A 14279-nucleotide genomic window follows, 5' to 3' on the forward strand; every position below is an offset into this window, starting at 1 on the left:
TAGTCAGTCTCTCTACGTCAGAGTCATTGTCACTTGATGACACAGTTACAAAGACAGCTTCAGTATCCCTAGCAGAGTCACTGTCACTTGATGACACAGTAAATGCAACCCGATCTGTATCTGTCTCCCTTGCAGAATCACTGTCACTTGATGACACAGTTACAAAGACAGCATCAGTCTCTCTCTCAGAATCACTGTCACTACAAGACACAGTAGATGTTGAACAAGCTATATCCTTATCCCTATCTGAATCATTGTCACTACAAGATAAAATCAACAAAAAAATTCCACGTTCATTCACTGAATTATTAAAATTATCTGACAGTGGAACTTCGTTGAAAAATATACAACCTAATCAAATTCTAATTGAACAACAACAGCCTACTATTACTCTTAACACCAGTAATTCTGAGCTAGTTATATTATCTAATGATATTATGCTACATTCTATTTCCATAGAAAGAAATATTGAAAACACAAAAATGAATTATACTGCAATTAAAACAGGAAATACTGTTCTTGTGTCTAATAGCTGGACAGCTCAGATTGATCTAGATGATGGTGTATCTGGATCTGATGTGCAAGTAACACTTGCCAACTCTACTACAATTACAGGACCTGCTGGATGGAATGGCTTGCTCTCATTGCCAACAATTACTACCATAACCATACCTGATACCAGTACTGATACATTTGATGATATCACTGCATTTGAAATTGGATCGTCTTCTGATAGTGTTACATTTAATGAACCTGTCAGAATGAAGTTCTCAAATTCTGGCGGTCAGGGATTTGTAACCTACTTTAAGAAACCTGGTGACAGCAATGTGACATTTATCAATACTGTTTGTAACTCTGATAACCTTGCTTCAGTAAAGGCACAACTTGGTGGAACAGGAGAATGTGCTATTGATAATGGAACTGATATTATCGTCTGGACTACTCATTTTACATCATTTGGTGATGCTCATAAATCAGCAAAATCTAGTTCCTCTGGCAGTACTGGCGGAACATCCATTGGTTCCTCTGGCGGTGGTAGTCGTGCAAGTGGTAGTGGTACAGGGGCTGCTGGTGGATTTGGTGGAATACTTGGTACTTCATTGACAATCAATGAGGTAACTTATGATAAATGCGGTCAACATATTGCAAGAATACTTGTATCAAGTGATGCTGATACTGCACCATCTGTGAGAGTACAAACTGCAAAGTCAGGATCCATTGATGCAAAATTATCTGATAATCAACCATATGCAGAATCAAACAAGATAACAAAAATAGACAAGTATCTCTACGAAATTACAATTGATTCAGATGAATCATTTTTGATGATAGTAGTTACAGAACAAAAAGGAGAAATCAAAAACACTGTTCAGACAGTGGTCCGTTTGTTAGTCTGTGAAGGATCTATTGTGATTGCAAAGGTGCCAAAAGATGAGATTGAAGAGACATCCTCTATTGCACCTAGAATATTTGATACCAAATTCCAAATTGATGATGGAAAGCAATATCGTGCAGATACTGAATCAGAATTCTACTATCTTGATAACCAAGATTTGACTGTCACTGCAATAATTGATAGTAAGATTTCATTACAGAGAGCTGAACTTAGGATAATTCCAATGACTCAATCTGATAATGAGTATGTTGCAGTTAAAATGAATATAAAGTCCATACCTGTATCAAACTCTACATATCTTGTTAGTGCAACAATTCCATCACAATTCATTGCAGAACCAGCAATGAAGTACTGGATACATGTATTAGATGAAGATCAAAACACAAATGAATCAAAACAATACAGCATTGGTGTTAAACCAACAACCATCCCTGATGTTCTAGTTGAGATGGATACACCAACAATTAGACCAACAGGATCTGTTGCAAAACCAGAAATATACATTAAAAATGAAAATTCTCCAGCATTTGGTATTGTTTCTCTAGTGGTAGACGGTAAGATAGTCTCAAAGAAATCCCAACTAATTGAAACAGGACAAACTAAAGTCTCATTTGACTGGACTGTGCCATCATCTGAAGGTTATTCAAGTAATGAATTACAAGGAAGAGTTGATTTGTATGATAAGACAATTATCACAAATCAAGCACTAGTTCACAGCTATCCAAAGACAATTACAATGTCCGTATATGATATGAAGCCATTAGAAGTATTGGTAAAAGATGACAAAGTCTTGGCAGATCCTGCATTGATTTATGCATCTGATTCAGATGAAAATCTTAGATTTAGAGTAATAGATCCTCAAGGACAATGTATTATTGGTGGAACTGATGAATGTCTTGTCAAAGAAAGCACCAAACAGAGTCGTGGTGGATTACAAAGTATTCCGTATGGAGATCAAATCCTTAGAGTAAAATATAGTGGATCTGATAATGCACTTGAGAGATTCTCAATTACATCAATTGATCCAATTACTGATCAATGGACTGTAACATTGGAAACTGATGATGGATTTGTACCACAAGTTCATGCAACAGAAGACACATCAATTAAGATAAAATACAGATATCACTCTGAAACAATCACCGTGAAATCAAATTAAATCTTAATTCAATTTTGTTATTTTTTAATTAAATAATTTAAAATATTTTAAAAATTAAGGATATGCAATTGATTCTGTAATTATTGATTGCAAGTCTGAAATTTTTATTCTACTTTGTTCCATAGAATCTCTTTTACGTATGGTGACAGTTTGATCTTCTAGAGTTTGATAATCTACAGTTATTGCAAATGGAGAACCAATCTCATCTAATCTTCTATATCTTCTTCCGATTGCTCCTGAATGATCCAAAAATGCATCACATTTTCTTTTAATTTGCAGATAAATATCGTCGGTCTTTTCTTTTAGTCCATCTTTTTTTATCAAGGACAAAACTCCTACATGAATAGGTGACAAATATGGTTTTAGAGCTAAAACTATCCTCTCATTTTCTTTATCATCTTTCAGGCTATGCTCTAAAATTGTGTAAAGACTCCTGTCAATTCCCATTGAAATCTCAAAGATATGTGGTAATACTTTTTCATCATTGTCCATGACCTCAAATTTTTCATTGCTTTTCTTTGCGTGGCTTGAAAGATCATAATCTGATCTATAATTACATGCAACTAATTCAAGCCATCCTATTGTTGTTTCAACTTCAAAGTCAAATGCAACCTCAGCATAGAATGCTTTTTCTTTATCTCCAAGTTTTCTAAATCTACTTTTTGTTACATCAATGCCAGTTTTCTCATAAAATTCAGTTAATATCCCAAGATAATATGCCACAAACTTGTTAGGTATTACTTTAGATTCGACAGCTTCTCTGCATGTCATTGATACTGGTTCAGCATCGGTCTGAATTCTAATTATTGTATTTTGAATCTCAGAGAATCTATCCATCTCATCTAACTTTTTTGGATTACAAAACACTTCAATTTCTGCCTGATAGAATTCTCTTAAACGAAGTAAACTTTGTCTTGGTGCTATTTCATTTCTAAAACTTTTTCCTACTTGAGCTATCCCTAATGGCAATTTTCCTCTCATTGTCTTAAAGAGCCTTGGAAAATCAACAAAGATTGATTGACATGTTTCTGGTCTAAGATATGCTTCCTCTTCTTCAGGTCCAATTCCTACTTTAAACATCATATTGAATTTTCTTGTTTTTTCAAAATCCCCTTTACATTTTGGACATTTGATGTTGTTTTGCAAAATCGCATTATCAAATTCTATCAAATCTGCACTTTCAGGAATTTCAATTTTTGATATTTCAGAAATAGTTCTATCTGCTCTAAACGTTGATTTACATTTTATGCATTTTATTATTGGATCTGCAAAGTTTCCCAAATGACCTGACGCCTCAAAAACAGATTTTGACATTATCTGTGAGCCATCAATTTCCATCATTCCATCTCTTCTTATCAATTCTCTTCGCCATAATTCAAGAAATTTGTTTTTCAAACTTACGCCAGAAGGACCATATTCCCAAAACCCTGCCTGTGCATCTGCATAAATCTCACAACTTGGAAAATAAAATCCACGTTCAAGTGCTAATTTCATGACGTCTTCATAATTCATTGTATCATATCACCAATAACTGAATAAATTTCTACGCCAACTCCTTGACCTTTCTTATATTTTCAAAATCATCTCTTATATCATCAATAGGAGTTTCCAAAATTATTGGAATTTTTTTCTTGTTGGCAGTTTTTATTACTTCGGCTAATCCTTTCTCTCCAATATTTCCCAATCCTATGTGATAATGTCTATCAAGATTGCAGCCAATCTCACCTTTGGCGTCATTAAGGTGTAGAATCTTCAAATTCTCAAATCCTATTATGTCATCAAATTTCTTTAACGTTTCTTTGACTGATTTTTCTGTTCTTAGATCATATCCCGAAACAAACGCATGACATGTATCCAAACAAACACCAAACTTTTTTGATGGCTTTAATTGATTAAATATCTCTGCTAATTGTTCAAAGTTTGCACCAACAGAATTTTTTTGCCCTGCGGTGTTCTCAAGTAAAACCATCACATCATTTTTTGTTTGTCCTGCTTTGTTTAATCCCTTGACAAGTTGCTTTATTCCAGCTTCTTCTCCTGTTCCTAGATGACTGCCTAGATGTGTAACTAAATATGGAATACCAAGTTTTTCACATCTCTCAATTTCATTAATTAGTGTATTTACAGATTTTTCAAAACCGTCTACTTTTGGCGTAGATAAATTTGGTAAATATGGCATATGAGCACATGTTGCAAATCTATCTATCTTACTTGATTTTAGTTTCTCTTTGAAATTAATAATGTCATCGTTTGAAAGATCTTTTGCATGCCATCCTCTAGGATTTCTAGTAAATATTTGAAAAGCAGAACATTCTCTCTCTACTGCATTATCTACTGCTTTGTCAATTGATCCAGATATTGAAACATGACATCCGATCTGCATCACTAACATTTTTCTTAAAACATAATTTAAACCACCGTTCAAATTCAAAAATCAGATTTTTAAGTAAACTCGGTAAATTACTTTTATGCTTGAACTTGGAGCTGATGAATATGCCAAATATCCATTTATGGCTGATGCCGGTCAATATCTAAAGGACAAAGGTTTTCCTCTAGTTAAATTTGGAACAGATCCTGATCTAAAGCCCTCTGTTGAAAAAGCATTTCATAGGCTTAAAGTTTCTACTGAGGGAGGAATCTACAAATCTGAACTTATTGATGGACAAGCATCAAAATCATATGTTCTTGAGATTGAAGTTTTTTCATTTCTTTTAGCTATAGTTTTGATTAAATTAACTGGTATGCATACTCTAACCAAAAGATTTGCATTAGCAGAAGCTAGACGAGCAGAACAGCATCTTGAAAAAGATCTAGGAAAAGCTTCTGAAAAATCTAAAATTGATTTAGCAATAAAAATAATTCATGATTTATTTGGTATTGAAATAATAAAACGAGATGATTTCTTTGAAATACCAGTAGCTGATTATCTAAAACACTCTACAAGTTTCCATGAGCGAGAATGGAAATTAATCAATAGATATGTCAAGGATGGCAAAGTGTTACTTACTCCAGAAAAAACAGTTAGATTGATTCGAAAAGAACTAGGAACCTATATTGGCTCTAAAATTAACAATGCTCCAACACCTCCCATGATTCCTGGATTTGAAAATATGGTAAATGAATTAATTTCAATTTGTAAAAAACTTACTCCTTCTTACACTACTATTACTGGAGAATATCCACCATGCATAAAACATGCAATTGAAGTTCTTGAAAAAGGAGAAAATCTACCTCACTCTGGTAGATTTATGCTTGCTACGTTTCTTTTATCAAAAGGACAATCAGTTGAAGAAATTGCACCGCTATTCAAAAACGCACCGGATTATAATCAAAGAATAACTCTTTATCAATTAAATCATCTTGCTGGAACTTCAGGAAGTGGAACTCATTATTCTTGTCCTTCATGTGAAAAACTTAAAACACAAAATTTATGTTTTGCAATACCAGAATGTGATAATATCATAAACCCAATTCAATTTGGAAAAAAGAGAATCTGATGCAAGAAAATGACATAAAATTTCTAGAGGATACTTTTAAAAAATATTATTTTGATCATTTTGATCTAATTCGTGTTCCAAACAGAACCTCAGAGAGAGAATTTGGATTCCAAAAATTTAATTCTGGTATGACTAGACATATTTCAATCAAAGATGATAAAGAATTACATCTACTGTTGATGAAAAATATTCCGTCTGATGTATATTGTTCTAATGCATGTTATTCATTTCCCAATTTACCTATGAATGAAAAAGACTGGAAAGAAGCCGATCTAATTTTTGATATTGATGCTAAAGATATTAATCTAGAATGCAGAAAAAATCATACAATTTCTAAATGTAATGAGTGCAATGAAATATCTACTAATATGAATAGTTGTAGTAAATGTAATTCTATAAAACTAGAGAAAAAATCTCTTCCTTGTAAAAATTGTATAAATGCTTCAAAAAATGAAGTATTAAAACTATCAAATATTCTTATTGAAGATTTTAGTATTCCCCAAAATGATATTCATGTGTATTTTTCTGGTAATGAAGGATTTCATGTGTATGTGTATAATTCACAATTTCAACAATTAGGTTCTAAAGAAAGATCAGAATTAACTGATTACATAATGTTTCATGGAGCAATTCCAGAAACATTTGGAATGAAAAAAATTAAGCCAAATCGTTTAACATTTCCGGATTTTGATGAAAAGGGATGGAGAGGAAGATTTTCTAAAGAAGTGTATGGTGCAAAATCAAAGCGTTCAAAAATAATCACTGAATTAATTGCAAATGGGTATTCTTCTTTTCAAAAAACTTTGGATGATCTTTCTGATAAAATTGGTGCTAAAATAGATCCTAATGTTACAATGGATATTCATAGAATTTTCAGACTTCCTGGTTCATTAAATAGTAAAAGTGGTCTAACCAAAGTTTTCTGTACTGATCTTACAAAATTTGATCCATATCTTGAAGCCTCGTTTCTCAATGAAAAATTAGTTGAAGTAATAGCTAACTGTCCGATTAGATTTAATCTAAAAAACACAAAGTTTGGTCCATATTTTAATGAAAAAGTATCTGTTCCGACATTTGCTGCAGTATATATGATTTGCAAAAAACTAGCAACAATCTCTTAGAATAAACCTCGTAACTGAGAAATTCTTGATTAAATTCTGAAATTTACTGGTAAGACATTAATTTACCAAGCCGCAAGTAACGTTGATTTTGTATAGCGCCTCCACTGATAAGCAAGTTCCGCCTCCTGACGCAGGTAAACTTGTCCGATTAATTATAGTTGCAATAATTGCAATTGTAATAATTGCAGTTGCTGGAAATCAGGCAGTAATTTTGTCAATGAATTTTACTGAATTTGGGGATCAGTTTTCCAAACCATTGTATTATTCCCTTGTATCAACCATTATTCTTTCAGCTATTGCTCTGGTACGAGTAAACATCATTGGTAGATCATCTATCTTTTGGTATGGACTTCACACAGCAATTGGCTTTATAGGAAAAGGTACTCAGCAACCACTCTCAAATAATATTACAAGCTTTAAAGCCTACAATCTTAGCCCATTACAATTTGTAATTTGGCAGATTACCAAGATTTTGCTTTTCGGAGCATTTTTTGTCAATATTATGTTTGGATTTGCAGCTGTATCTTTTATTGATGGGAATAATCTTGGTATTGAAAATATAACTAATATCTTCTCTTTACCATTCGTTACACCAACTGACGGTAGTTATTCAGTTGAACAAGTTGTTCCAATGATTCCATCTCTTGTGCTTCTCTTACCTCCAATTCTTGCAGCAATTGGTCTTCGATTGGTTTTGTATGTTGGTGTTCATAAAATTATTAATGTCATTACGTCGTATCTTCAAGATTCACAAAGCGGAAAACCAAGATATCTCAATTATGTTTCAACAGTAGAAACTATAATTGGCGTGGGAATAGTTTGGTTAGGATTCAATCTCTTTTTCACTGATCAAATTGATTACAATACTAGATATGTGATTGGTGGAACACTTGTAATTGGTTTTGCTCTTTTAGCATTTGCACTTGTAGATAGAATTCGGGCTCGTGTTCTTACTCATATGTTTAAGAGAGATGTTTATATTAGAATTTTAACAATTCTTGCAATTGCAGTAATTGTTGGGGGACTAGTCTCTGTTAACAATAGTATTGCTGATGCAAAAAAAATTGAATATTTGGGACCATACACTGCTCAACAAATTAGTCTCAATAGACACATTGGCCAACTAGATGACATCAAAGAAAACACTCACGATGTAAAATTACAATCTGTATCACCAAATAATATCAAAAATTATGTTAATCAAAATAAAGATGTGCTTAATGTTGTTAGAGTATGGGACTGGGAAGCAGCTTTTGCTAAACTAAAACCAGAAATTGGATTAATCCCTTACGTGGATTTTGAGGATAATGATATTCTTCGCTTTAATGGTACATTATACTGGACTGCTTCTATGAAACCAGTCTTGCCATCTTCAGTAAGTCTTGCAAACACATGGTATAACGAGCATCTCGTATACACTCACGTTCCAAATGGATTCCTAACGCTTGAGGCTACAACTGGTCAAATTATAGACAGTAGTAAATTTTTCAAACAACGAGAAATCTATTACGGCGAAGGTGGTCTCTTTTCTACAACATGGTCTGCATATCCAAACTCTAGAACCACTAGTGCCGAACTTGGAGGTGTATCTTATAATGGTGCAGGAGGATTAGATGTATCTCCACCACTTAGCTGGACTTTTGAGCCAAACTTTTTACTTTCATTTCCTGCCGAATCTGTACATGTAATGCGATACAAAGATGTTCATGATAGAATGAAAACTTTGTATCCATATTTTCTGTATGATCTTTTTGGTAAAGAACTAGATTCTATTCCAGTAACTGATGGCACAAATTCCTATTGGCTAATTCCTTTGATAGTTGGATTTGATACTCATGATGTACCATGGTCTGTCGGAAATCCATATTTGAGATTAGTAGGGTTTGCTTTAGTAGATACTTATGATGGTGATATTCAATTAATGAAAACAGGTGATGATTTCTTTACCGATATGTTTGTTAGTCAATACTCTGACAAGTTCACACCAATACCTACTTGGCTTGAGGAACAAATACGATATCCAGTTGAACTCTTTAATTGGAAAGCAGAGATGTATAACATTTATCATGTAAATGATGTTGAAACATTTATTCAAGCAAATGAATTTTACGAAGTTCCTCAAGGACTAGAAGCATATTATGTTGAAGCAAAACCTCCAGGTTTTGATAAAACAGAATTCATTGGTTTACTTTCATTAGAACTTAGAGGTTCTCAAGGAAGAAATCTTGCAGGATACATGATAGTTGAAAACGATCTTAATCATTTAGGAGATTTACAATTCTATGAAGTTCCATTAAATTCTACTACTAAGTTGATTGGTCCTACTGCAGTTAGAGAAGCATTAGATAAAGATCCTACATTTGCAGAACTAAAGACTCTTTTACGAAATCCTAGAATTGGAGATAATATTCTATATAGAGTTGGTCAACATGATGTTTACTTTATACCTGTATACACTGCAGGTTCTGGTGGAGTTGTTGCACAACTTGGTACTATTGCAGCAGTAGGCGCAGCCTTTACTGGTGAATATTATGTTGGTTTGGGAGATACTCAAGAAAAAGCCTTTGAAGCATATTTGAAAAAGGTATCTGGCGTAGCTGGTTCCTCAACTTCAGTTAATGTTGATTATATTGAATTAGGAAAAGCAGATAGAATCAATATTATAAAATCGTCATTTACAGATAATAAAATTGAGATTTCTGAACCAACATCAATTCAGATTCCATTATCGTTTAAAGAGGGAGAAATATTCTTCTTTACTGAAAATGATCGTCTTGATACACAAGATTTCTTGAAAAAATTCATAGATAATTTTGTAAAACCAAGAACCGATAGAGTATTCATGTGGCAAGAAAACAGTAATCTCAATATTGGAACAATAATAGTAAAAGACAATATTCCTGAAATGCATTATATTTCAATTGAAATTGGAAATTAACTTTTAAATTATGCTTAAAATATTTTAGAACGTTAAATTACCTGCATCTTTTCTATCAACTAATGCTACTGATAATTGATAATGGGTCTGTTTACACAAAAACTTTGATTGATTTTTTAACTGAAAAAAATATTTTATTTAAAATTGAAACACCTGAAATGTTAGATTTAAAATCTTTAGATAATTATAATTCATTTATTCTATCTGGAAGAAGAAAAAATGAAAAAATAACAAACCAAATTAATTCTAAAATTATTAATCATGTAATTCAAAATAATAAAAAATTATTAGGAATATGTTATGGTGCAGAAATGTTAGCATTGACTTTGGGTGGAACAATTAGAAAACTTACAATATCTCAAAAAGGTACGCAAAAAATTAACATTAACAAAGAAAACCCACTTGTTACAAATGATTTAGAAGCATTTGAAAGCCATGGATTTGAAATTTCTAAATTGCCTCAGATTTTACACGCTGTGGGTTCATCTAAAAACTGTAAAATTGAAATTATTCAATATGAAAATAAACCAATTTTTGGAACTCAATTTCATCCTGAAATGAGTAGTGATGGTCAAAATCTGATTCAAAAATTCTGTTCTCTCTGATTGCTTTTAATAACTCTCAAATCTTTTTAATTTTATGGACACTAATGATCATCAACTTTTACTTCCTTTAGTAGACGAAGAAAATATTTGCTTGCCTTTGCCGATAAATGTAGTTTCAAAATATTGGAATATTACACTTCCAATGTCAGAAGCTATTGAATCTGCTAAACAATATTCGAATTATAATGGAAGTATCTTAATTGAAGGAATTGAATCTGCAGAAAGACATGGATTAAAATGTAAAATTATTAATTCATCTTTATCTGAATTAAAGACAATTATTGCATCAGGAATTCCTCCAATCGTTATTTTACCAGGAATTCCAGAAATTACACAACATGCTTCTGTAATATCTGGATACGATGATAATGAAAAAATCATCCTTCATTACATTCAAAAAGGAAATTATGAAGGTGAACACCAAGTGGGAGCTATTCCACAAGAACTTTTTGATAAAGAGTGGTCTGAAGATGGACGATTGTTAATTATTTTAGCACCATCTGATGTCTTTTCTTCTATAAAACTAAATGATACCAACGAAATCTCAAATCGATTATGTCTTATTTCTGAAAGATTAATCATACAAAAAAATCCCTCTGACGCTTTGATATCTTTAAAAAAAGCAATTGAATCAGATGAAAATAACTTAACTGCATCATATTTGATAGCTAGTTTACTTAATGAACAAAATTCTAACGATTGTATAAAGTATTATGAGAAATGTATTGCTCTTAACAAAAGGTTTTATCTTGCATATGTAGGACTAGGTAACTATTATCTTAAAAACAATCAATTTGAAAAAGCTGAAATTCAGTATAGTAAAGCAATTGAAATCAATCCTAAAAGATCAGCAAAAATTTACAAAAACAGAGCTTATCTAAAAGAAAAACAAAAAAAGAATTCTGAAGCAAAAAATGATTTAAAAAATTATTTGAAACTTTTCCCAAAGGCTAAAGATCGTGGGATTATCGAGCAAGCTATAAGAGAATTATGATATGCGGAGTGCGGGATTTGAACCCGCGACCTTCAGCTTGGGAAGCTGACATCTTACCGAGCTAGACTAACTCCGCTTACTGAAATTAATTAATTATGATTAAATATCTTGATTGTAAAACAATATCATGGATGCACGTTGCCCTGAATGTGAGAAAGTAGCAATTTTAAATGATGAAATTACTATTGTAAAATGCCCTCATTGTAATTTTGAAGCAGATTATGATACATATCTTGAGATAATGAAAGATCAAGCAATTAACATGTCATATGATTACATACCAAAAAGACCCGGGATTTAATTACCAAAAATTTCCTTTATCTGAACAATCCAAATGTGCTCCACATTTTGGACAAAACATATGGCACGCTTGCAAATCTACCATCTTATTATCACATCTAGGACACCTAATTTCTTCATCCATGCGTATGCTAAGTAAACTTGATTTAAAAATAATGTCCAAAGGTTAATTAGTCGTTCAACTTTTTTTTGGAATAATTGACAAACTTCAAGCTTACCGTATCTGATGTAAAAGGAAAATCTATTACTAAAGAGTTGAAAGACAGTGATGCAAACAAATTGCTTGGTTTACAACTAGGTAATGAAACAGATGCGTCTATTGTAGGATTGCAAGGAAAACTAAAACTTACTGGTGGCAGTGATAAATCTGGAGTACCAATGAGAAATGATATACATGGATCCGCAAGAAAATATATTTTACTTTCAAAGGGAGTTGGATTACAAGCAGCTGAAATAGGTCAAAGAATAAGAAAACTTATGCGTGGTAATACTATTTCAGAAGAAATTTATCAAATAAATTGTAAATTTGACGGAGAGCTACCAGTAGAAGCTCCTGCTGAAGTAGCAGCAGAACCTCAAGAAAATAAATAAAAAGAATAGCTTAACATATACCGGATCTACATTTTCATTGATGCACTGGCGAGAAACACTTCCTGATTGGTACATAAAAAAATATGGTCATCAACCATGTGTAAATATTGGAACTGCCGGTCATGTCGATCATGGAAAAACTACACTAATTCAAGCATTAACAGGTTCATGGACAAGTGTTCACAGTCAAGAACTAAAAAGGGGAATTACTATACGTGTAGGTTACTCGGATGCAGCATTTTACAAATGTAAAATTTGTGAAGATCCATTAGGATATTCAACAACTCCAAAATGTAAAAACTGTGGAAAAGAAAGTGAATTATCACGAGTTGTTAGTTTTGTAGATAGTCCAGGACACGAAAGTCTAATGGCAAACATGCTTTCAGGTTCAGCTTTAATGGATGGAGCATTATTACTAATAGCTTCTAATGAACCAGTACCTAAACCGCAAACCAAAGAACATCTTTTGGCACTTCAGACACTTGGAATACAACAAATTGTAATTGTGCAAAATAAAGTAGATTTAATTTCATATGATGAAGCCATTTCTAATCAACAAGATATTACAAAATTTGTTAAAGGAACAAATGCTGCAAAAGCACCAATCATTCCGATATCTGCTCAATCCGGACTTAACATAGATGCGTTAATTGGTGCAATAGAATCAACCATTAAGACTCCAGAAAGAGATGAATCTAAAGAACCAATAATGCATGTATTGAGATCATTTGATGTCAACAAACCTGGAATTAAATTAAAAAATATCAAAGGTGGTGTTATTGGTGGTAGTTTAACACAGGGAACTTTGAATGTAGGTGATGAAATTGAAATTAAACCAGGAATAATGGATGAAAAAAAGAAATCATATGAGCCACTACTTACAGAGATTACTTCATTAGGTACAGCAGCTGGTATAGTGGATTATGTAAAGCCAGGAGGTTTGGTCGCAATTGGTACAAAACTAGATCCTGCAATGACTAGAAGTGATTCGTTTATTGGTTCAGTAATTGGAAAACCTGGAACCCTACCAGAAAATTCAACTCAAATAAAACTTGAAGTAAATTTATTTGATTCTGCAGTTGGAGCAACTGAAGATACTAAAGTACTTCCAATCCAAGTTGGAGAATTATTACGATTAAACATAGGAACTGCTCCAATTCTGGGTAAAGTTTCTAAAATAAAATCAAATAGTATAGAAGTTGAACTTAGAAGACCAGCTTGCATATTTGAAGGTGGTAATGTAGCCATTAGTAGGAGAATTACTGACCGATGGAGATTAATTGGTGCAGGAATACTTGGTTGAAGTTATTTGTGATACCAATTTCTTAATTCATCTAGCAACTAGAAGAATCAAAAATATTGATAATCTTGATGTTGAAATAGGACAAGTTATTTTTGTTGTCCCACAAGTTGTTCAAAACGAGCTTTCTGGATTAATTAAAAATCCTAAAAAACAACAAGATATTACTCAAACACTAAATTTCATAAAAAATTTCAAAGTACTTCCTTTAAATGGAAATTTTGCAGATAAAGAATTAATCAATTATGTAAAAAAAAATGGTTCTATTATTGGCACCATGGACAAAGAATTGAAAAAACAAATCAAAAAATTTGGTGGAACTATAATGTCTTTGTCAAATGATAAAATTGTTTTAGAATCATAGAAAAATTTAACTTG

The 14279-nt window shown here is 32.4% G+C and carries 12 protein-coding genes and 1 tRNA gene; 10 read left to right on the forward strand and 3 right to left on the reverse strand.

The annotated features are described in order from the left end of the window. The coding region (locus tag MY1_RS09620) for a hypothetical protein (protein WP_157832744.1) at positions 1-2555 on the forward strand (2555 nt) is incomplete at its 5' end. A gap of 54 nt (positions 2556-2609) precedes the next feature. Here MY1_RS09620 and glyS read toward each other — a convergent pair. Next, positions 2610-4067: a glycine--tRNA ligase gene (gene glyS / locus MY1_RS00010; protein ID WP_007549351.1), complete on the reverse strand. Its 1458-nt coding sequence runs from the start codon at positions 4065-4067 to the stop codon at positions 2610-2612. Between the two features lie 31 nt (positions 4068-4098). After that, on the reverse strand, positions 4099-4938 hold the full coding sequence (locus tag MY1_RS00015) for a deoxyribonuclease IV (protein ID WP_007549352.1): 840 nt from the start codon (positions 4936-4938) through the stop codon (positions 4099-4101). 85 nt (positions 4939-5023) lie between these two features. Here MY1_RS00015 and MY1_RS00020 point away from each other — a divergent pair, with 85 nt between their 5' ends. The 5 genes from MY1_RS00020 (at position 5024) to MY1_RS00040 (ending at position 11710) form a co-directional block, all read left to right on the forward strand. Next, positions 5024-6052: a DNA primase gene (locus MY1_RS00020; RefSeq protein WP_007549353.1), complete on the forward strand. Its 1029-nt coding sequence runs from the start codon at positions 5024-5026 to the stop codon at positions 6050-6052. Beyond that, positions 6052-7173, forward strand: coding sequence for a DNA primase small subunit domain-containing protein (locus tag MY1_RS00025; RefSeq protein ID WP_007549354.1), 1122 nt, complete (start codon positions 6052-6054; stop codon positions 7171-7173). Before MY1_RS00020 ends, MY1_RS00025 begins: the two co-directional genes overlap by 1 nt. A gap of 88 nt (positions 7174-7261) precedes the next feature. Then, positions 7262-10111 (forward strand): UPF0182 family protein, encoded by a 2850-nt coding sequence (locus MY1_RS00030; RefSeq protein WP_007549356.1) that lies wholly within the window; start codon positions 7262-7264, stop codon positions 10109-10111. Between the two features lie 62 nt (positions 10112-10173). Then, on the forward strand, positions 10174-10716 hold the full coding sequence (locus MY1_RS00035) for a type 1 glutamine amidotransferase (protein ID WP_007549358.1): 543 nt from the start codon (positions 10174-10176) through the stop codon (positions 10714-10716). 34 nt (positions 10717-10750) lie between these two features. Continuing rightward, complete coding sequence (locus tag MY1_RS00040; protein WP_048109240.1) at positions 10751-11710, forward strand: tetratricopeptide repeat protein; 960 nt, start codon at positions 10751-10753, stop codon at positions 11708-11710. Positions 11711-11712: 2 nt separating this feature from the next. On the opposite strand, the gene MY1_RS00045 is transcribed toward MY1_RS00040, so the two are convergent. Then, a tRNA-Gly gene (locus MY1_RS00045) sits at positions 11713-11786 on the reverse strand. A 51-nt stretch (positions 11787-11837) separates the two neighbouring features. On the opposite strand from MY1_RS00045, the gene MY1_RS00050 reads away from it, so the two are divergent. From MY1_RS00050 to MY1_RS00065, 4 genes are all read left to right on the forward strand, one after another. Then, positions 11838-12011 (forward strand): hypothetical protein, encoded by a 174-nt coding sequence (locus tag MY1_RS00050; RefSeq protein ID WP_007549361.1) that lies wholly within the window; start codon positions 11838-11840, stop codon positions 12009-12011. A 197-nt stretch (positions 12012-12208) separates the two neighbouring features. Beyond that, a complete protein-coding gene (locus MY1_RS00055; RefSeq protein ID WP_007549362.1) occupies positions 12209-12601 on the forward strand; it encodes a S6e family ribosomal protein in 393 nt (130 codons plus the stop codon). Positions 12602-12641: 40 nt separating this feature from the next. Further along, complete coding sequence (locus tag MY1_RS00060) at positions 12642-13904, forward strand: translation initiation factor IF-2 subunit gamma (RefSeq protein WP_007549363.1); 1263 nt, start codon at positions 12642-12644, stop codon at positions 13902-13904. Further along, entirely contained in the window at positions 13897-14265 is a 369-nt protein-coding gene (locus MY1_RS00065; RefSeq protein ID WP_007549364.1) for a PIN domain-containing protein, read from the forward strand. Before MY1_RS00060 ends, MY1_RS00065 begins: the two co-directional genes overlap by 8 nt. Positions 14266-14279 lie beyond the last annotated feature (14 nt).

The organism is Nitrosarchaeum koreense MY1 (assembly GCF_000220175.1).
In the GTDB taxonomy this organism is placed as follows: domain Archaea; phylum Thermoproteota; class Nitrososphaeria; order Nitrososphaerales; family Nitrosopumilaceae; genus Nitrosarchaeum; species Nitrosarchaeum koreense.